This is a genomic window from Sphingomonas sp. Leaf30, assembly GCF_001422525.1.
GTDB classification, from domain to species: Bacteria; Pseudomonadota; Alphaproteobacteria; order Sphingomonadales; family Sphingomonadaceae; genus Sphingomonas; species Sphingomonas aerolata.
Map to the genome: position 1 here is coordinate 749,379 of NZ_LMKZ01000001.1, position 19,136 is coordinate 768,514.

Sequence of the window (19,136 nt, forward strand, 5' to 3'; positions counted from 1 at the left end):
GCTTCGCCATGCCGGGCTTACGCGCTCTGCTTGGCCCGACTCGCGCGCTTGCGCTCGTTCGCATCGAGGAAGCGCTTGCGCAGACGGATCGACTTCGGCGTGACTTCGACCATCTCGTCGTCGTCGATATAGGCGATCGCCTGCTCCAGCGTCGCGCGCTTCGGCGGGGACAGGCGGACTTGGTCGTCCTTGCCGCCGCTTGCGCGGAAGTTGGTCAGCGCCTTGGTCTTCATCGGGTTGACCTCGAGGTCGTCCGGCTTCGCGTTCTCGCCGACGATCATGCCCTCGTAGAGCGCCTCGCCGTGACCCACGAACAGGATGCCGCGCTCTTCGAGCGGACCGAGGGCATAGTTGTTCGCTTCGCCCGACCCGTTCGAGATCAGCACGCCGTTCTTGCGGCCTTCGATCTGGCCCTTGTGCGGACCATACTTCTCGAACAGCCGGTTCATGATGCCCGTGCCGCGCGTGTCGGACAGGAATTCACCATGATAGCCGATCATCCCGCGGCTCGGCGCCGAGAAGGTGATGCGGGTCTTGCCGCCGGTCGACGGACGCATGTCGGTCATCTCGGCCTTACGGATGTTCATCTTCTCGACGACGGTGCCCGAATGCTCCTCATCGACGTCGATGATGACGGTCTCGTACGGCTCGGTCTTCTTGCCGTCCTCGTCCTCGCCGAACAGCACGCGCGGACGCGAGATGCCGAGCTCGAAGCCTTCGCGACGCATCGTCTCGATCAGCACGCCGAGCTGAAGCTCGCCACGACCGGCGACTTCGAAGCTGTCCTTGTCGGCTGCCTCGGTCACCTTCACGGCGACGTTCGACTCGGCTTCGCGGAACAGACGCTCGCGGATCATACGCGACGTCACCTTGGTGCCCTCGCGGCCCGCCATCGGCGAGTCGTTCACGGCAAAGCGCATCGACAGCGTGGGGGGATCGATCGGCTGCGCGTGCAGCGGCTCGGTCACCGTGATGTCGGCGATCGTGTCGGCGACGGTCGCAACCGAAAGCCCTGCGAGCGAGATGATGTCGCCGGCCTTGGCTTCGTCGACCGGCACGCGGTCGAGGCCGCGGAACGACATGATCTTGGACGCGCGACCCGTCTCGATGATCTTGCCGTCGTTATCGAGCGCGTGGATCGCCTGGTTGGTCTTCACGGTACCCGAATTGACGCGACCGGTGAGAACGCGGCCGAGGAACGGATCGCGGTCGAGCAAAGTGACGAGGAAGGTGAAGGGCACGCCGGCGACTTCCACGGCGGGAGGCGGCACGTGCTTCACGATCGTCTCGAACATCGGGATCAGCGTGCCTTCGCGCGCATCCATGTCGGTCGAGGCATAGCCGTTGCGGCCCGAGGCGTAGAGCACGGGGAAATCGAGCTGGTCGTCGTTCGCGTCGAGCGACACGAACAGATCGAACACTTCGTCGAGCACTTCCTGGATGCGCGCGTCGTTACGGTCGACCTTGTTGACAACGACGATCGGCTTGAGGCCGAGGGCCAGCGCCTTGCCGGTGACGAACTTGGTCTGCGGCATCGCGCCTTCCGACGAATCGACCAGCAGGACGACGCCGTCGACCATCGACAGGATGCGCTCGACTTCGCCGCCGAAATCGGCGTGGCCGGGCGTGTCGACGATGTTGATGCGGATGCTCTCGCTCTCGCCCGGGGGCGTCCAGTCGACCGAGGTCGGCTTGGCGAGAATCGTGATCCCGCGCTCCTTTTCGAGGTCGTTGGAATCCATTGCGCGCTCTTCGACACGCTGGTTGTCGCGGAAGGTGCCGGACTGGCGGAAGAGCTGGTCGACCAGCGTCGTCTTGCCGTGATCGACGTGCGCAATGATCGCCACGTTGCGGAGGCTCATGGGAATGCTTTCGGTTTGGACGGAATTTGCAGGCGCGCTTAGCGTTTATTCCGCGATGCGGCAAGTTTGGCGTTTCGATTGCCGCCCGAATGGTTCCCCGCTGCCGGAAAAATCGCCGATCGCGAGCCTGTTTCGGGGTGGCCTGCGCCAGTCTCCGGGCGAGCCGCCAAGACGATTGCGTGGCTTGCGTGTATTATCTAGACACCACAGTTGAATGCGGGTGTCGTTCCCCTAGGATGCGGCACCGATTGGAGGATTGCATGGCGACGACACCCGAGACGCTGACGACCGAGCCCGGCCTGGTCCTGACGCCGCCCGACCCCGTGCCGACTGTCTCCGCGACGAAAGCCGCGGGACTCGTGCCGGTCGATGCGGGGGTGAAGTCGCAGCTCGATGACCGGGTCGCCGGCTTTGTCACCGATCTGGTCGCGCAGGACGTCAACAGCCCCGAATTCGGCAAGCGCGTCGATGCGATCACCGCGATGGGGGCAAAGGAAATCCGCGAGGCGGCGGGCCAGTCGAACCGGTTCCTCGATCGCCCGGTCCGCGCGATGGATCAGGAAACCGGCGTCGGCAAGGATCTGGCCGAGCTGCGCCGCGTCGTCGAGGATCTCGATCCCGGCAAGAAGGGCAATCTGACCGCGCCGCAGAAGCTGTTCGGGATCATCCCGTTCGGCGGCAAGATGCGCAATTATTTTGACGGTTACAAATCGTCGCAGACGCATATCGCGCAGATCCTGAAGAGCCTGTCGTCGGGCAAGGACGAGCTGCTGATGGACAATGCCGCGATCGATACCGAGCGCGCCAATCTGTGGGCGGCGATGGGGCGGCTCGAACAGATGATCCATCTGTCGAAGACGATGGATGCGAAGCTCGAGGATGTCGCGAATGATCTCGACCACAGCGATCCGGCCAAGGCCAAGGCGATCCGCGAGACCGCGCTGTTCTACACCCGCCAGCGCACGCAGGACCTGCTGACGCAGATGGCGGTCACCGTGCAGGGCTATCTCGCGCTCGACCTGGTCAAGAAGAACAATGTCGAGCTGGTGAAGGGCGTCGATCGCGCCTCGACCACGACCGTGTCCGCGCTGCGTACCGCGGTGACGGTCGCACAGGCGCTGACCAACCAGAAGCTGGTGCTCGAACAGATCACCGCGCTCAACACGACGACCGCGAACATCATCGACTCGACCGGCAAGCTGCTGAAATCGCAGACCGCGCAGATCCACGAACAGGCCGCATCGGCGACCATCCCGCTCGAAACGCTGCAACGCGCGTTCCAGAATATCTACGACACGATGGACGCGATCGACGTGTTCAAGCTGAAGGCGCTCGACAGCATGAAGACCACGGTCGGCGCGCTGTCGAACGAGGTCGACAAGTCGCGCGGCTATATCGCGCGGGCCGAGGGGGCGACGCAGGGACAGCTGGGCGGCCCGTCGCCAAGCGCGTTCAAGCTGGAGGCGATGTAGGGCGTGAGCGAAGTCGACGACGCCATCGCCAGCGCGCGCGCCTCCTGGTCGCGGATCTCGGACGACCGCGGCGCCGTCGGCGCGGCGCGGATGCCGACGCGGGCCCGTGCGCGCAATACGCAGGCGATCGGCAAGCGGCTGACGCGGATCGTCGTGGCGGATGCGGTGATCCTGATTGCCGCCATGGTGATCGGCTGGGTGGTGCCGCTCGGGATCGGCGGGGCGATGCTGGTGATGGCGTTGCTGGTCGCGGCGACCTTGCTGTTCGCAGTGTGGCCCGCCGAGCGCGCGCCGACGCCCGAGCGGCTCGCGTCGGTCGATATCAAGGCACTGCCGCGGCAGACCGAACGCTGGCTCGAGGCGCAGCGCCCCGCCTTGCCCGCGCCCGCAGTGACCCTGGTCGACCGGATCGGCCTGCGGCTCGAAACGCTCGCGCCGCAACTCGCGCGGTTCGCCGACGACGCGCCCGAGGCGATCGAGGTGCGCAAGCTGGTCGGCGAGCAGCTGCCCGCGTTCGTCAAGGAGTACGAACGCGTGCCCCAGGCGCTGCGCACGACGCCGCGCAATGGCCGCACGCCCGATGCCGAACTCGTCGCGGGGCTGTCGCTGATCGAGCAGGAGATTGGCGAGATGACGCAAAGGCTCGCGCAGGACGATCTCGACACGCTGGCGACGCGCGGTCGGTTCCTCGAGATGAAATATCGCGACGAGACCTAGCACGCCGTGAGGGCGGGGCGGGGATGCTCTCCACGCCGTTAAACCTCAGCTTAACAGCACATTCCGCTTCGGTTCAGCCCGACTCGGATAGAGCGGGACCACGGTCGCGGTTCATAGGTTTGCTTCTTGCGGACCGGACGTAGAGGAGGTTCCCGATGAACGGATTGATGAAGAAGGCAGGTCTCGGCATCGCACTTGCAGCGACCGCGCTGACCGCGGCGGCGCCGGCCGATGCGCAGCGTTGGGGTCGCGGCTATCGTGGCGGTGGCTGGGGCGGGTATCACCATCGCGGCGGTGGCAATGTCGCGGGTGCGGCAGTGCTCGGGGGTATTCTCGGGCTCGGCGTGGGTGCAGCGATCGCGAGCAGCAACCGCGACCGCTATGTTGACCGCGGCTATTATAATGGCGGCTATTATGATGGTCCGCCGGTACGGACCTATTACCGCCAGGATTATCGCCCGCGGTGCTGGAGCGAGTGGCGGGTCGATCCCTATTATGGCGATCAGGTCCAGGTGCAGGTCTGCAGCTGATCCGATCTGACGGAAAACGCGGCGTCGGGAGCAATCCCGGCGCCGTTTTTTTGTGGCGCCACCCGCCCGCTTGCGGCTAAGCGCGCGCGATGACCGACACGCCCCCAGATCGCCTTTCGACCAACCATCGCAGCCCGTTCTTCCAGCAGGAGCTGCTGGAGCGCGGGATCGGCATCCGCTTCAAGGATGGCGTGCGCCACGATGTCGAGGAATATTGCATCTCCGAAGGCTGGATCCGCGTCGCGCTCGGCAAGAAGGTCGATCGCAACGGCAACCCGCTGACGCTGAAGCTGTCGGGGCCGGTCGAGGCATGGTTCGAGCGGCCTGCGGCGAGCGACGCCGACGAGGGCTGACTCCACCGGGTTTCGCCGGTTTCATCAGCCGGCGCTTCTGACAGACTTCGTCACCCCAGCGGAAGCTGGGGTATCCCCGTTGTCGGGTGCCGTGGCCCGAACCGGGAGATCCCGGCTTTCGCCGGGATGACGGGGGTGGGGGCGGCACCCGGATGGTGCAACGCCCGTCAGACCATGACCGTCAGGCCGCCACGCCCTCCAGAGCCTCGCTCGCCTCGAGCCACTTGGCTTCGCTTGCCTCGAGCTTCGCATTCACCTCGGCGCGGCGCTTGCTGAGATCACCCATCGACATCCGCGAGAAGCGTGGCTCGGCATTGGCCGGGTCGACCATCGCGCGGTCGATCGCGTTGCGTTCCTTGGTGAACTTCGCGGTCTGCTCCTCGACCTCGCGCAGCGTCTTGCGCAACGCGGCGTCGTTGCTCTTGGCCTCCGCCGCGGCCTTCTTGCCCGCCTTCTTGTCGGCCTTCGACGCCGCATCGCCCTTGCCCGCATCGCCCTTCAGGACGAACGCGATGTAATCGTCGAGGCTGCCGTCGAATTCCTTCGCCGTGCCGCCATCGACCAGCACGAGCCGGTCGGCGGTGAGTTCGAGCATGTGACGGTCATGGCTGACCAGCACGACGGCGCCGGTATAGGCGTTGAGCGCCTGCACGAGCGCCTCGCGCGCGTCGACGTCGAGATGGTTGGTCGGCTCGTCGAGGATCAGCAAATGCGGCGCGTCGCGGGTGATCAGCGCGAGCGCGAGGCGGGCGCGTTCGCCACCCGACAGCTTGCCGACCTTGGTCGTCGCCTTCTCGCCGGAAAAGCCGAACCGGCCAAGCTGGCCGCGCACCGCGGCGGGCGTCGCGCCCTTCATCAGATGCGCCATATGCTCGATCGGTGTATCGTGCGGATCGAGTTCCTCGACCTGATACTGGGTGAAATAGCCGACCTTCATCTTGTTCGACGACGCCATGTCGCCGTCCATCGGCGTCAGCTGCGCGGCGAGCAGCCGCGCAAGCGTGGTCTTGCCGTTGCCGTTGCGCCCGAGCAGCGCGACCCGGTCGTCGGGATCGAGCCGCATGTTGAGCCGCTTCAGGATCGGCACGTCCGCATAGCCCACCGTCGCCATGTCGAGCGTGATCAGCGGTGGGCGCAGCTCGGTCGGGTTGGGGAAGCCGAACGAGAGCGTCGGATCATTGTAGCTCTCGGCGATCGGCTGCATTTTTGCCAGCATCTTCTGGCGCGACTGGGCCTGCTTGGCGGTCGAGGCGCGCGCGGAATTCTTGGCGATATATTCTTGGAGCTTCTCGCGCTGCACCGCCTGGTTGGCGCGCGCGGCCTCGATCTGCGCCAGACGCTCGGCACGCTGACGCTCGAACGCATCATAGCCGCCGGGATACAGCGTGATCTTGCCGCCCTGCAGATGCAGGATGTGATCGACGACGTTGTTGAGGAAATCGCGCTCGTGGCTGACGACGACGATCGTCGCCTTGTAGCTCTTGAGGAAGTCCTCGAGCCACATCACCGCTTCGAGATCGAGATGGTTCGACGGCTCGTCGAGCAGCAGCAGGTCGGGCTGCGAGAACAGCAGCGCGGCGAGTGCGACGCGCATCTTCCAGCCGCCCGAGAAGCTGTCGAGCGTGCGGGCCTGCATCTCCTCGTCAAAGCCGAGGCCGAGCAGGATCTGCGCGGCGCGTGCGGGCGCGGTGTACGCATCGATCGCGATCAGCCGCTCGTACACGTCGCCGAGGCGGTCGGGATCCTCGCTGGTCTCGCTCTCCAGCATAAGCGCGGCGCGTTCGAGATCGGCCTCGAGCACGGTCTCGAACGGGGTCTTCACGCCGTGCGGGGCTTCCTGCGCGAGATAGCCGATGCGCGCGCCCTTGGGCATGTCCGCGGACCCGTCATCGGGCTCCAACTGCCCTGCGATCACGCGCACCATCGTCGACTTGCCCGCGCCGTTGCGGCCGATCAGCCCGACGCGGCTGCCCGGCGGCAGCGCCGCACTGGCGCCGTCGAGGATAACGCGTCCGCCGAGGCGCACCGTGATATTGTTCAGGTTCAGCATGGCCGCGGGCGTTAGCAGATGCAGCATGGTTTTGCGAGGGGGCGGGCGAGGGGGGCGGCGCCGATCGAGGGGCGGCGCCTTCCTCTCCCGTCATCCTGACGTTCGTCAGGATGACGGGAGGGATGGATCAGTGGACGAAGCGCGCCACGACGTCGCGATACGACCGCGACACCTTCACGCTGGCACCCGAATTGAGCACCAGGAAGCATTCGCCGTTGGTATGCGGCTTCACCTGCTTGACGAGGTCGAGATTGACGATCGTCGAGCGATGCACGCGCTGGAACCGGCGCGGGTCGAGGCGCTTCTCCAGATCCTTCATCGTCTCGCGCAGGATCAGCGTGTTGTCGCCGGTGTAGATGCACATGTAATCGCCGGCCGCGTCGATCCGCTCGATCGTGTCGACGTCGACGCGGAAGATCTGGCCGCGATCCTTGATGTTGATGAGCTTTTCGAAGCGGTTGGCGGACACCGCATCGCCGTCCGGCATGTCGGCCGCCGCATCCGGCGCCACGTCGGCAAGCACTTCGCGCAACCGGTCGACCTCCTCGACGCCGCGCTTTTCCGAGAGGCGCTGGCGGACGCGTTCGATCGTGTCGGCGAGCCGCGATTCCTCGACCGGCTTCATCAGATAATCGACCGCCTGCGCCTCGAACGCGCGCAGCGCGTGGTCCGAATAGGCGGTGACGAACACGAACAGCGGCGGTTCGACTTCCATCAGCCCCTGGACGACGGAGAAGCCGTCAAAGCCGGGCATCTGGATATCGAGGAAGACGAGATCGGGCTTGTGCGTCTTGATCGCGCGAATCGCCTCGCGGCCGTTCGAGCATTTTTCGATGATCTCGACGTCTTCATGCGCCTGGAGGCGGAGTTCGAGCCCCTGGATCGCCAGCGGCTCGTCGTCGACGAGAATGGTACGGATGGTCATGCGGCCTCTCTGTTCACGTCTTCAAGCTGGTAGGGAATCTCGATCTCGACCGAGAAGCCGCCAGCGGGCGTGGAGCGGGTTTCAAAACGATGGTCGGGGCCATATGCCTGCGCCAACCTGTCTCTAATATTAGCGAGCCCGACGCCTGTTGAAAGGCTTGGACTGATCCGGCCCTCGATCAAGCCCGGTCCGGTATCGGATACGGCGATCTGCACCCGTTCCCCGGCCAGCCGCACCGTGACGCAGATTTCGGCGCCTTCCTCCTGCGGCGTGACCGCATATTTGATCGCATTCTCGACCAGCGGTTGCAGCAGAAGCGAGGGCAGCCGGGCGCGTTCGGCGCGGGGGTCGATGTCGAATTTGGGCCGCATCCGGTCCTCGAACCGCATCTTCTCGATCTCGAGATACAGCTTCAGCGTCTCCATCTCCTGCGCGACGGTGACGTGCGCGGTCGGCTCGTTCGCTAGCGTGTAGCGCAGGAACGACGACAGCCGCGACAGCATCGCGTTCGCCCGCTCGGTCTGTTTGAGCAGCACGAGCGTCGAGATCGAGTTTAGCGTGTTGAACAGGAAATGCGGGTTCAGCTGATACCGCAGCATCGCGAGCTGGGCCGAGGATGCCTGATTCTCCAGATGCTGCATCTGGTCGATCTGCTCCTCGACGATCAGGTAGAAGTTGATCCCGAAATACAGCGCCGACCAGCCCGCCAGCGTGACGAAGTTGAGGAACACGAAGCCGAGCATCCGGGTGATCGTGATCCCCGGCGTCGCAGTCTGGATGAACGAGAAGGAAAAGGCGTCGAGCACCGCATAGAGAAACGTCGCCGCCGCCAGCGTCGCGATCGTCAGAAACAGCCCGATCACGCGCGGAATGCGGCGGTAATAGCCATAGAGCGTCGAGAGCAGCAGCGTGATGCAATAGCCGACGATCGCCTCGATGATGACCGGGATGATCGAGGTGAGCGTGAGGCCATTCGACACCGACGACACGCCGCGCAGCATCAGATAGCCGCTCCAGCCCACCGCCTGCAGCGTCCAGAACGCGCGCGCCTTGTTCTCGAAGAACGGCCGCGCGGAAAAGGGCAGGCGCGGCGCGGCGCCGGGGGCGGGGGCAGGGGGCGGTGCGGAAGAACTGGCCATGATTGGCCGCGGTCTTACACGCGGGCGGCGGCGGGCGCAAAAGCTGGGTCCTCTATCGCGATGGCGATCGGAACGGCTGGTCGTGTGGGCGCCACTCCCAAATCAGCGGCGCCGTTTTGCAATAAAAAGCCATCGTCCCGGGTGGGACGATGGCTTTTAATCTACATACGTGTGGCGCAGCTTTTAAAAGCCGAAATGCACCGATCCGATGAAGGTCCGCGGCGCACCAAAGGTGAGGCGCGGATTGTTCGACGCGATCGTGTTCGTGCTCAGGTTGCCGAAGTAACGCTCCTTCAGCAGGTTGGACACGTTCAGCTGGAAGAAAGTGTTGTCGAGACCGAACATCTTCAGATCGAGCCGGGCGTCGAGATCAACGACGGTATAGCCTGCCGCACGGAGATCGTTGACGTCGGTAATCCAGCGGCTGCCCGTATGCTTGACCTGCGCACCGACCGACACCGGATCGAACGAGACCTGCGCACGACCACCATACTGCCACTCGGGCGTCTCGACGACGAACTTGCCCTTCGTGGCGACGAGAACCTCTCCGGTCAGCGGATTGGTGGCATCATTCTTAAGCTCGGAGTCGAGATAGGATACGAAACCGTAGAGCGAAACGTGCTTGATCGGCTGAATTCCGAGGCTGGCGTCGATACCCTTGCTCTCGACCTTGCCGACGTTGCGGTCGAGGCTTTGCGTACCGCCACCCTCGAGCTGCACTGTCGAGCTGATGATGCGGTTCTTGTACGAAATATACCAGGCTGCCACCTGCGCCTGGATGATCCGCGAGCTGTACCGCAGGCCCAGATCGAACGAGTCGGTCTTTTCCGGCTGCACTTCTGCGACGGGTGCGATCTTCACGTCGTCGAATGAGTAGAGGTTGTCGGTCTTGGGAACCGAAACACCCTTCGCATAGCTGCCGAAGGTGCTCAGATGATCGAAAATGCTATAGGTGAACCCAACGTTGGGCAGCACGGCATCATAGGCCTTGATACGGTTCTTGTACGGCAGGCCGAAGGCGGCGGTCGTGGCATTTGCCGCAACCTGTGCAGCCGTCTGCGAGGTGCAATACGCGTCGCTCGAGTTGCCAGCGATCGTGTAACAATTGTTGGTCAGGTTGCGACGGAAAAACGGGGCGCGAACACCGAGGGTGACGTCGAGCTTGTCCTCGAAGAAGGTGCCGCGATACTCCCCCGAAATCTGGTGCAGGATTGCGTAGGACAACCGATTGCGCTTGTTCAGGACGTTGCCTGCAGCATCTTCGATTGCGTATTGGCCTTCGCCGTCCAGGGCGCTGAAGACTTCGAAGGGCTGACCCGTGACGTCCAGGCGGCTAGCTTCACCGGTCTGACGATGCCGCGCGCGATCCCAAGTGTAGGCAAGACGAACCGCATTGTGCGAGTCGAACTCGTAGCGCAGGTTGGCGATAGCGGTGAAGCGCTGCGTACGGGTGTTCGATGGCCAATAGACGCGCACGAGGTCGGACGTGTCGCCGTCGCCATTCAGATCCGCTCCGGCTGCGATGCCGGCGCCGACGCGCTGATATTGCTGAGCGTAAGTGCCGTTTGCAGCTGTTGCTGCCGCATTGCTTTCAGCGAACAGCGCCGAGCCGCCGCCATTGGCGCGCGTGAAGCTGTAAGCGCCGTCGAAGGTGAAGGTCAGCTTGTCCGTGATGCCGAAACGGGAGTTGACGCGGACATTGCCCGTGTTGGACGGATTGATCGCCGTTGTCCGGACGTTGCCACACGAGTTGCGATCGCTCTGCTGACCTGCGCCACCGTTCGCCGAGGCAAGGTTACACGTATAGTCGTACAGGTAGGTGGACGACGTGTCGTCGAACACATAGTCATATTGCGAGTTGCTCAGGTCGAGCGTGTAGGGCGTAGCTGGCGTGATCGTGGTTGCCGCCGGGATGGTCGTGCCGCCAGTCGCCAGACGCGTCCGGATGTTTCCGATCGTGGGATTGCTGTATGAGCTGTTGCGGTTCTGGTTATAGTGCGCAGCAACCGATATGAAGTCGCGACCGCTACCGATCGGCTGGTAGATCTTGCCGTTAAACTGCTGCTTGTCGATCTTTCCGAAACCGCGGAACTGATCGTAGCGCTGCGTGCTGGCTGAAACCCATGCCTTGGTTCCGAACGACGTCAGCGTACCGGTATTCAGCAGGACGAACGCGCGGTTCATGTCGTTCGTGCCATGGGAGAATGCCCCGACCGCACCGATCTTGTCCGTCGGCGTGAGCGAACGATAGTTGACCGTGCCGCCAGAGGCGCTGGCGGTCGGGGAGTCGACGTCCGTCGCGCCAAAATTGACGTTGACCTGTTCGATCAGTTCCGGATCGAGCTGCTGGTTCGAATAGATCGAATAGTTGCCGGAATCGTTCAGCGGGATGCCGTCGAACGTCAGGGAAACGCGGTCACCGCTGAAGCCACGGATGCGCAGCTGGCCACCCGAACCACCATAGGGGTCGCTGTTGGTGAAGCTGACGCCTGGGACGAGGTTGATCGTGTCCAAAATCGTCTGGCCGGGCGTCCGGCGCTCGATCAGCTCCTGCGTGATGACCGCCTTTGCCTTGGGCGTATCCGGCGATTGAATCCCGTTGATGTTCGGCTGTGTGCGCGTCCCACTAACGACAATATCGTTCTCTACCTCGGCCGTTGCCGTCGACTGCGCGAAAGCGCTGGCTGGGGCCATGAGCGCGACGGCCGCCGCACCCAGGAAAAGGTTGTTACGCATTTGAAATGTCCCCTTTGAGCTTATGCTCGAGATCCGCGACGTATCGTTCGGTCAGTCGCGCCCCTGCGCTCCAAATATTTCGGTTCCATGACATTGGCGAGTCGCGCGTTGCGCCGGACGCACTCCGTCATATTGCGTTGCAAAAAAGCCACGGCCCGGCATCGATTGGTCCACGACGGAACCAATCTCGATCAAGTGCGTGGCACGCTGCGCGTTCAGCTCGCCGCGACGATCGCCGCCCATTCCGCCTCGGTGATCACGCGAATCCCCAGGTCGGTCGCCTTCTTCAGCTTCGACCCCGCGCCGGGGCCGGCGATGACGAGGTCGGTCTTGGCCGAGACAGACGCCGCGACGCGCGCGCCGAGCAGCTCGGCCTGCGCCTTGGCCTCGTCGCGGCTGAGCGTCTCGAGGCTGCCGGTGAAGACGAGCGTCTGGCCGCTGACGTCCGAATCGCGCGTCTCGTGGATGACATCGAGCGGGGTCACCTCGCGGAGCAGATCGAACACGACCGCGCGGTTGTGCGGCTCGGCGCAGAAGCCGATGAGCGCGTTGGCGACCTCGGGGCCGACGCCCGCGGTCTCGATCACCCCGACCAGCAGCTTGTCGCGGCGCAGGACATATTTGCGCTCGGGCTCGCCGATCACCGGCGTGATGCTGTGATACAGGAACACCGCGCGGCGCAGCATGCTGCCGAGCGCCTTGGCCGAACGATAGCGGCGGGCGAGGTCGCGCGCGGTGATCTCGCCGACATGGCGGATGCCGAGCGAGAAGAGGAAGCGGTCGAGCGCGATGCTGCGTCGCGCGTCGATCGCGGCGATTAGCTTCGCGGCCCAGACGCGGCCGTCCTTCTTGCGCGCGACCAGCTGCTCCTCGGTCAGGCGAAAGATGTCCGCGGGCGATTCGATCAGGCCGTCGCGGAAGAACGCCTCGACCAGGGTCTGGCCGAGCCCGCCAATGTCGAAGGCGTGGCGCGAGGTGAAATGGATGAGCCGCTCGACACGTTGTGCGGGGCAGATCAGCCCGCCGGTGCAGCGATAGACGACCTCACCCTCCTCGCGCTCGGCCGCCGACCCGCAGTCGGGGCAGAGCCGGTCGAAGACATAGGCGGGGCGATCCTCGGCGGCTGTCAGGCTCTCGACGATCTGTGGGATGACGTCGCCCGCGCGCTGGACGAGGACGCGGTCGCCGACGCGGACGCCGAGCCGTTCGATTTCGTCGAAATTGTGGAGCGTCGCGTTGGTGACGACGACGCCGCCGACGGTGACGGGATCGAGCCGCGCGACCGGGGTCAGCGCGCCGGTGCGCCCGACCTGGATGTCGATCGCGTTGAGCGTGGTCTGCGCGCGCTCGGCGGGGAATTTGTGCGCGATCGCCCAGCGCGGCGCGCGCGCGACCTGGCCAAGTCGCGCCTGCCAGTCGAGCCGGTCGACCTTGTACACGACGCCGTCGATGTCGAAGGGGAGCTCGGCCCGGCCGGCCTCGATCGCACGGTAGATTCCGAGCGCGCCCTGTTCGTCCTCGACGCGCGCGAAGCCGTCGGCGACCGCGAAGCCCCAGGCGCGGAACTGGTCGACGATCGCGGACTGCGTCTCCCCGGGGACCGCGCTCGCCTCGCCCCAGCCATGCGCGAGGAAGCGCAGCGTGCGCTCGGCGGTGATGCTCGCGTCCTTCTGGCGGAGCGAGCCGGCGGCGGCGTTGCGCGGGTTGGCGAACTGGCGCGCCTCCTTGCCGGTCTGCTCCGCTTCCGCGAGCAGGCGGGCGTTGAGCGCGGCGAAGTCGGCTTTGGCCATATAGACCTCGCCGCGGATCTCGAAGACCGCGGGGTAGGGGGGCTCGCCCGCCAGTTGCTGGGGGATGTCGGCGATCGTGCGGACATTGGCGGTGACGTCCTCGCCGACCTGGCCGTCGCCGCGGGTGAGCGCCTGGACCAGCCGGCCGTCCTCGTAGCGCAGCGAGCAGGACAGGCCGTCGATCTTGGGCTCGGCGGTGAGCGCGACGGGGGCGTCGTCGGCGAGCTTGAGGAAGCGGCGGACGCGGCCGACGAATTCCTCGACCTCCTCGTCCGAGAACGCGTTGTCGAGGCTCATCATCGGTCTGGCGTGCGCGACCTTCGACAGATGCCCGGCGGGGGCGGCACCGACACTGCGGCTCGGTGAATCGGCGCGGACGCTCGCGGGGAACGCGGCCTCGATCGCGGTGTTGCGGCGGACCAGCGCGTCATAGTCCGCGTCGCTGATCTCGGGCGCGTCGTCGGTGTGATAGCGCGCATTGTGATAGGCGATGCGCTCGGCGAGCGTCGCCAGCTCGGCGGCGGCCTCCGCTTCGGTGGCGGGAAGGGCGGACGTGGGCAGCGCAGTCATGATCGCGGGGTTAGGCAGCTGCCCCGCGCGCGGCAAGAGTGTCAGGCGGTTTCGAGCAGTCGTTCGGCCTGCGCGCGCGCTTCGTCGGTGATCGTCGCGCCCGAGAGCATGCGCGCGATCTCCTCGCGGCGTTCGGCCTCGTCGAGCGCGCGGACGCCGGTGCGCGTGACGGTGCCGTCGTTGCTCTTGGCGATCAGCAAATGCTTGGCGCCGCGCGCCGCGACCTGCGGGCTGTGCGTGACGACGAGCAGCTGCGTGCTCTGCGCGAGCCGTGCGAGTCGCTCGCCGATCGCGCTGGCGACCGCGCCACCGACGCCGCGGTCGATCTCGTCGAACACCATCGTCGTCGCGCCGCCTTCCTCCGCGAGCGCGACCTTCAAGGCGAGGATGAAGCGCGACAATTCGCCGCCGCTGGCGATCTTGGTGAGGCCGGCGAACGGCGCGCCGGGGTTGGTCGAGATTTCGAACTCGACACGGTCCTTGCCCGCGCCCGACCAGCCCTCCTCGCCGAGCGGGGCGCAGACGGTGCGGAAGCGGGCGGCGTCGAGTTTCAGCGGCGCGAGCTCGCCCGCGACCGCAGTGTCGAGTCGCAGCGCCGCCTTGGCACGCCGGGCCGACAACGCGTCCGCGGCCTTGTCGTAGACGGCGCGCGCCTTGGCAAGCGCTGCCTCGAGCACCGCGATCCCGCCTTCGCCCGCGTCGAGTCGTTCGAGCCGGGCGCGCATCTCGTCGGCCAGCGCGGCGAGGTCGTCGGGCTGGACGCGGTGCTTGCGTGCCATCGCGCGAAGTTCGAACAGCCGCGCCTCGTCGTCCTCGAGGCTGCGCGGGTCATAGGCGAGGTCGATCCGCGCATCGCGCATCCGTTCCTCGGCGACCGATCCCTCGATCACCGCGCGATCGACCGCAGCGAGCGCATCGGCGAGCGCGACATGATCGCCCGAAATCCGCTCCAGCACGCGCGCCGCCTGGCGCAGCTTGGCGAGGCCGCCGTCCGAGCCTTCGAGATAGTCGTTGATCGCCGACAGGTCGTCCGCGATCTTCTCTGCGCGCTGCATCGAGCGGCGGGTATCGGCGAGCGTCTCCTCTTCACCGGGTTCGGCGCCGAGCGCGGTCAGTTCGGCGACGGTGTGTTCGAGCCAGTCGCGATCGCGCGCGGCGCTCTCGATATCCGCGCGAGCGGTCGCCAGCGCGTCCTCGGCCTCGCGAAGCGCGGTCCATGCGCGGGTCGTCGCGGCGGGTTCGGTACGGCCGAAAATGTCGAGCAGCGCGCGGTGGCCACGCGGGTTGAGCAGGCCGCGCTCGTCATGCTGGCCGTGGATCTCGACCAGCGTCGGGGCCATCTCGCGTAGTAGCCCGGCGGAGGCCGGCTGGTCGTTGACGAAGCCGCGGCTGCCGCCATCGGCCTTGACGATGCGGCGGATGATCAGCGGTTCGCCCGCCTCGATCGTCAGCCCGTTCTCGTCGAGCAGCGCCATCAGTGGCGTGTCGGGGGCGGGCGGATCGAAGGTCGCGGTGACCACCGCCTGCGCAGCACCATGCCGGACCAGTCCGCTGTCGCCACGGCCGCCGAGCGCAAGCCCGAGCGCATCGAGCAGGATCGATTTGCCCGCGCCGGTCTCGCCGGTCAGCACGCCGAGCCCCGGGCCGAAGCCGAGGTCGAGAGCCTCGATCAATACCACGTCGCGGATGGAGAGTTCTGTCAGCATCGGTTCGTCCCTTAGACGATCCGGATGCGAAAATGATCCCCCAATGTTCTGGTTCGTCAGCGGGGCTAGGGGCCGTCCGTTCTTTCCAAGCGCGCGACGCCAATCGTCATCGTGACGAACGTCAGGACCCAGGGTAACGAGCGGGCCGTTAATGGCTCTGGGTCCTGACTTTCGTCAGGATGACGTTGCTCGGGGGACGGGGCCGAGCCCCTATGTCCTCAGTTGCCGGGCGTGGTGCGCGTGGTGCCGGCGGGGCCGACCGGGCCCGACCCGCCTGCCGCAGCGGAGCCCGAACCGCCATTGCCGGGCGAGCCCGGGATTGCCGGGGTCTCGCCGAGGCCAGCGGCGGGGAGCGCGCCGGGGGTGCCGGCGGGGACGATCTGCGCGCCCGTCGCGATCGGCGCGAGCGGCTTGACCGGATGCTCCTGCATGAGCTTGTACGCACGCTGATACCAGGGCGTGCCTGGATAGTTGCGACCCAGCACCGCCGCGGCCTTCTCGGCCTCGATCGGCACGCCAAGCGCGAGATAGGTCTCGGTCAGACGCATCAGCGCCTCCGGGGTATGCGTGGTCTGCTGATACTGGTCGATCACGGTGCGGAACCGCCCGTTCGCCGCGAGCCACTGGCCGCGCGTCTCGTAGAAGCGACCGATCTCCATCTCCTTGCCGCCAAGGTGATCGTTGACGAGATCGATCTTCAGCCGCGCATCCGACGCATAGCGCGTGTTGGGATAGCGCCGTGTCAGCTCGCCCAGTGCGTCGAGCGCCTGGCGCGTGATCTTCTGGTCGCGCGTGACGTCGGTGATCTGCTCGTAATAGCCGAGCGCGATCAGGTAATAGGCATAGGGCGCGTCGCGGTTGCCGGGGTGGACGGCGATGAACCGCTGCGCCGACTGGATCGACTTGGTATAGTCGGTGTCGAGATAATAGCTGAACGCGCTCATGATCTGCGCGCGGCGGGCCCAGATCGAATAGGGATGCTGGCGCTCGACCTCGTCGAACAGCTGCGCCGACTCCTTGTAGCGCCCCTGGTCGAGCCGCTTCTTCGCCAGCGAGTAGAGCGTGCCCACGTCGCGCGCGACATACGGGATGTCGGTGGAGGTGCGCGAACTCGCGCACCCGGCCATGGGGAGCGCTATGGCGGCGAGGAGCGCGATCGAGAGCGCGCGAGACTGGGGGATACGCATGGACGTCGTCCTTAGCGTAACCGGGGGCACGCGAACAATCCCCCCTAGCGAGGGCGTTTGGAGGCGTCTGAAGCAGCGGCCTTCGGGGCGGTCTATTCAGCCACAATTCACCGGTCGACGGGCGCGATACGCCTGGCGCGATGCCGCGTCGACGACGGGACATTCCCGGCGTCTCGCCAGTTGGGCCCCGGGGCGCTATGTCGCGCCAGTCCGCCAGCCTTGAGAAGGAACGTTTGATGCCCGCCACCCTGCTTCACACCCATCGTGTCGAGAAGCCCTGGGGACGCCACACGCTGTGGCCCGGCTTTGACGATCCCGCCCCCGGTGCGCCGGCGATCGGCGAGGTCTGGTTTCAGGAGCCCGGCGACACGACCCCCGATCTGCTGATCAAATATCTGTTCACCAGCGAGAAGTTGTCGGTGCAGGTCCATCCCGACGACGACCAGGCGCATGCGCGCGGCCTGCCGCGGGGCAAGGACGAATGCTGGACGGTGCTGGCCGCCGAACCCGATTCGACGATCGCCGTCGGTACCAAGGCGCCGATGTCGCGCGATGAGCTGCGCGCGGCCGCGATCGACGGCACCATCGAGGACAAGCTCTACTGGAAGCCGGTCAAGGCGGGCGATTTCATGTACTGCGCCTCCGACACGATCCACGCGATCGGCGGCGGCGTGACGGTGATCGAGGTCCAGCAGAACTCGGAGACGACCTATCGCCTCTACGATTATGGCAGCGACCGCGAACTGCACCTCGACGACGGCATCGCGGTCTCGGACCCGGTGCCTTATCAGCCGATCACGTCACCGGGCGTCGTGTCCGAAGGCCGGACGATCCAGGTCGAAGGCCCCAAGTTCGTGCTTGAGCGCTGGACCGGCGGCGAGCATGCAGTGACCCTGCCCGAGGGGCGGACCGCCTGGCTGATCCCGATCACCGGATCGGGCAGCGTCGCGGGCGTCGCGTTCAAGGCGGGCGAATGCGTGACCGTGACCGGGTCCGAGCGGATCGAGGCCAGCGACGATGCCGACCTGCTGTTCGCCTATGCGGGCGACACGCGGATCTGATCGGGCGCTGCGGCGGGGGGCGGTGCGCCTCCCGCCGCCCCATCGATGCGATAGGCCAGATACGCGTCGATCCGTGCGGCGGCGTGGGCGGGTACGTGCAGCCCGAGCTTGCTGCGGCGATAGAGGATGTCGGCCGCCGACCGCGCCCATTCCCGATCGACGAGATAGTCGATCTCGGCGGCATGAAGCCCCGCGCCGAAATCCTCGCCAAGCTCGGTGGTCGTCCGCGCCGCACCGAGGATCCGGTCCACCCGCGTCCCGTAGGCGCGGCCGAGTCGGCGCAGCAGTTCAGTCGGCTGGTCGGGGTACGCCCGGATCAGCGCTTCGAGATACCGGTCGAAATCGCTCTCGGGCAGATCGCCACCGGGCAGCGCAACCGTCGCGGTCCAGCTTTTTGTCAGGTCCGTGTTTCGATCGGGGAAAAAGGGCGCAAGCTGAGTCATCGCGTGCTCGGCGAGCTTGCGATAGGTCGTGATCTTGCCGCCGAAGATGCTCAGCATCGCGGCGCGATCCTCCGCGGCGTCGAGATCTAGCACATAGTCGCGTGTCACCGCCGACGCACTGGCCGCGTGATCGTCGTAGAGCGGGCGGATCCCCGAATAGCTCCAGACGATGTCGGCGGGGGTGATGCCACGCTGGAAATACCGGTCGATGGTGTCGCACAGATAGGCGGTCTCGGCGGCGTCGATCGTCGCGGGGCCGGGCGCGCCCTGCCACGCCTCGTCGGTGGTGCCGATCAGCGTGAAGCGACCTTCATAGGGAATCGCGAAGACGACGCGCTTGTCCGGGTTCTGCAACAGCAGGGCGTGATCGCCCGCATAGAGGCGCGGCACGACGATATGGCTGCCCTTGATCAGCCGGACGCCGCGGTCGCGGCGCGAATCGGGGACCTTCCCCAGAACATCGGCGACCCAGGGTCCCGCCGCGTTGACGAGGACGCGGGCGGTGACGGTGCGCTCGCCCTGCGCATCCGCGATCGTCGCGGACCAGCCGCCGTCCCGGCGGGCCGCCGCGACCAGCCGGGTGCGCGTCAGGATC

The 19,136-nt window shown here is 66.0% G+C and carries 14 protein-coding genes; 5 read left to right on the forward strand and 9 right to left on the reverse strand.

Annotated features, from left to right (window positions below; all coding sequences use genetic code 11):
* Window positions 1–17: 17 nt before the first annotated feature.
* Window positions 18–1,862, reverse strand: a complete 1,845-nt coding sequence (typA, locus tag ASE89_RS03570) for a translational GTPase TypA (RefSeq protein ID WP_056674093.1) — start codon at window positions 1,860–1,862, stop codon at window positions 18–20.
* Between the two features lie 260 nt (window positions 1,863–2,122).
* Between typA and ASE89_RS03575 the strand changes: the two genes are divergently transcribed.
* The 4 genes from ASE89_RS03575 (at window position 2,123) to ASE89_RS03590 (ending at window position 4,934) form a co-directional block, all read left to right on the forward strand.
* Window positions 2,123–3,334 (forward strand): toxic anion resistance protein, encoded by a 1,212-nt coding sequence (locus tag ASE89_RS03575; protein ID WP_031441242.1) that lies wholly within the window; start codon window positions 2,123–2,125, stop codon window positions 3,332–3,334.
* Between the two features lie 3 nt (window positions 3,335–3,337).
* Window positions 3,338–4,051, forward strand: a complete 714-nt coding sequence (locus ASE89_RS03580; RefSeq protein WP_056674095.1) for a hypothetical protein — start codon at window positions 3,338–3,340, stop codon at window positions 4,049–4,051.
* Between the two features lie 155 nt (window positions 4,052–4,206).
* A complete protein-coding gene (locus ASE89_RS03585; RefSeq protein ID WP_031393114.1) occupies window positions 4,207–4,581 on the forward strand; it encodes a hypothetical protein in 375 nt (124 codons plus the stop codon).
* Between the two features lie 89 nt (window positions 4,582–4,670).
* Complete coding sequence (locus ASE89_RS03590) at window positions 4,671–4,934, forward strand: DUF3297 family protein (RefSeq protein WP_037529686.1); 264 nt, start codon at window positions 4,671–4,673, stop codon at window positions 4,932–4,934.
* Window positions 4,935–5,115: 181 nt separating this feature from the next.
* Here ASE89_RS03590 and ASE89_RS03595 read toward each other — a convergent pair whose 3' ends face one another.
* The 7 genes from ASE89_RS03595 to ASE89_RS03625 all read right to left on the reverse strand — a co-directional run bounded on the left by ASE89_RS03595 (window position 5,116) and on the right by ASE89_RS03625 (window position 17,037).
* Complete coding sequence (locus ASE89_RS03595) at window positions 5,116–6,984, reverse strand: ABC-F family ATP-binding cassette domain-containing protein (RefSeq protein ID WP_056674098.1); 1,869 nt, start codon at window positions 6,982–6,984, stop codon at window positions 5,116–5,118.
* Window positions 6,985–7,111: 127 nt separating this feature from the next.
* Window positions 7,112–7,909, reverse strand: coding sequence for a LytR/AlgR family response regulator transcription factor (locus tag ASE89_RS03600; protein WP_031393111.1), 798 nt, complete (start codon window positions 7,907–7,909; stop codon window positions 7,112–7,114).
* Window positions 7,906–9,048 carry a sensor histidine kinase gene (locus tag ASE89_RS03605; protein ID WP_082451214.1) on the reverse strand — a complete coding sequence of 381 codons (1,143 nt, stop codon included), beginning with the start codon at window positions 9,046–9,048 and terminating at the stop codon, window positions 7,906–7,908. The genes ASE89_RS03600 and ASE89_RS03605 overlap by 4 nt, the downstream gene beginning before the upstream one ends.
* Before the next feature lie 183 nt (window positions 9,049–9,231).
* The gene (locus ASE89_RS03610; RefSeq protein ID WP_056674101.1) at window positions 9,232–11,784 is read right to left on the reverse strand and encodes a TonB-dependent receptor; all 2,553 of its coding nucleotides are present in this window, start codon (window positions 11,782–11,784) and stop codon (window positions 9,232–9,234) included.
* Window positions 11,785–11,999: 215 nt separating this feature from the next.
* Window positions 12,000–14,144, reverse strand: a complete 2,145-nt coding sequence (gene ligA / locus ASE89_RS03615) for an NAD-dependent DNA ligase LigA (RefSeq protein WP_056674104.1) — start codon at window positions 14,142–14,144, stop codon at window positions 12,000–12,002.
* A gap of 41 nt (window positions 14,145–14,185) precedes the next feature.
* Complete coding sequence (gene recN / locus ASE89_RS03620) at window positions 14,186–15,850, reverse strand: DNA repair protein RecN (RefSeq protein ID WP_056674107.1); 1,665 nt, start codon at window positions 15,848–15,850, stop codon at window positions 14,186–14,188.
* 218 nt (window positions 15,851–16,068) lie between these two features.
* On the reverse strand, window positions 16,069–17,037 hold the full coding sequence (locus tag ASE89_RS03625; protein ID WP_056407265.1) for an outer membrane protein assembly factor BamD: 969 nt from the start codon (window positions 17,035–17,037) through the stop codon (window positions 16,069–16,071).
* Between the two features lie 236 nt (window positions 17,038–17,273).
* On the opposite strand from ASE89_RS03625, the gene ASE89_RS03630 reads away from it, so the two are divergent.
* Window positions 17,274–18,098 (forward strand): hypothetical protein, encoded by an 825-nt coding sequence (locus ASE89_RS03630; protein ID WP_056675288.1) that lies wholly within the window; start codon window positions 17,274–17,276, stop codon window positions 18,096–18,098.
* On the opposite strand, the gene glpD is transcribed toward ASE89_RS03630, so the two are convergent.
* Window positions 18,074–19,136, reverse strand: a 1,063-nt coding sequence (glpD, locus tag ASE89_RS03635) for a glycerol-3-phosphate dehydrogenase (protein WP_236701604.1), incomplete at its 5' end; no start/stop codon positions are given. The two genes, ASE89_RS03630 and glpD, sit on opposite strands and share 25 nt — an antisense overlap.

Coding starts and splice junctions, on each gene's coding strand:
- ASE89_RS03605 (WP_082451214.1), bottom strand. CDS start 9,048: ATGGCCAGTTCTTCCGCACCGCCCCCTGCCCCCGCCCCCGGCGCCGCG.
- ASE89_RS03575 (WP_031441242.1), top strand. CDS start 2,123: ATGGCGACGACACCCGAGACGCTGACGACCGAGCCCGGCCTGGTCCTG.
- ASE89_RS03590 (WP_037529686.1), top strand. CDS start 4,671: ATGACCGACACGCCCCCAGATCGCCTTTCGACCAACCATCGCAGCCCG.
- ligA (WP_056674104.1), bottom strand. CDS start 14,144: ATGACTGCGCTGCCCACGTCCGCCCTTCCCGCCACCGAAGCGGAGGCC.
- ASE89_RS03595 (WP_056674098.1), bottom strand. CDS start 6,984: ATGCTGAACCTGAACAATATCACGGTGCGCCTCGGCGGACGCGTTATC.
- ASE89_RS03625 (WP_056407265.1), bottom strand. CDS start 17,037: ATGCGTATCCCCCAGTCTCGCGCGCTCTCGATCGCGCTCCTCGCCGCC.
- typA (WP_056674093.1), bottom strand. CDS start 1,862: ATGAGCCTCCGCAACGTGGCGATCATTGCGCACGTCGATCACGGCAAG.
- ASE89_RS03585 (WP_031393114.1), top strand. CDS start 4,207: ATGAACGGATTGATGAAGAAGGCAGGTCTCGGCATCGCACTTGCAGCG.
- ASE89_RS03600 (WP_031393111.1), bottom strand. CDS start 7,909: ATGACCATCCGTACCATTCTCGTCGACGACGAGCCGCTGGCGATCCAG.
- ASE89_RS03630 (WP_056675288.1), top strand. CDS start 17,274: ATGCCCGCCACCCTGCTTCACACCCATCGTGTCGAGAAGCCCTGGGGA.
- recN (WP_056674107.1), bottom strand. CDS start 15,850: ATGCTGACAGAACTCTCCATCCGCGACGTGGTATTGATCGAGGCTCTC.
- ASE89_RS03610 (WP_056674101.1), bottom strand. CDS start 11,784: ATGCGTAACAACCTTTTCCTGGGTGCGGCGGCCGTCGCGCTCATGGCC.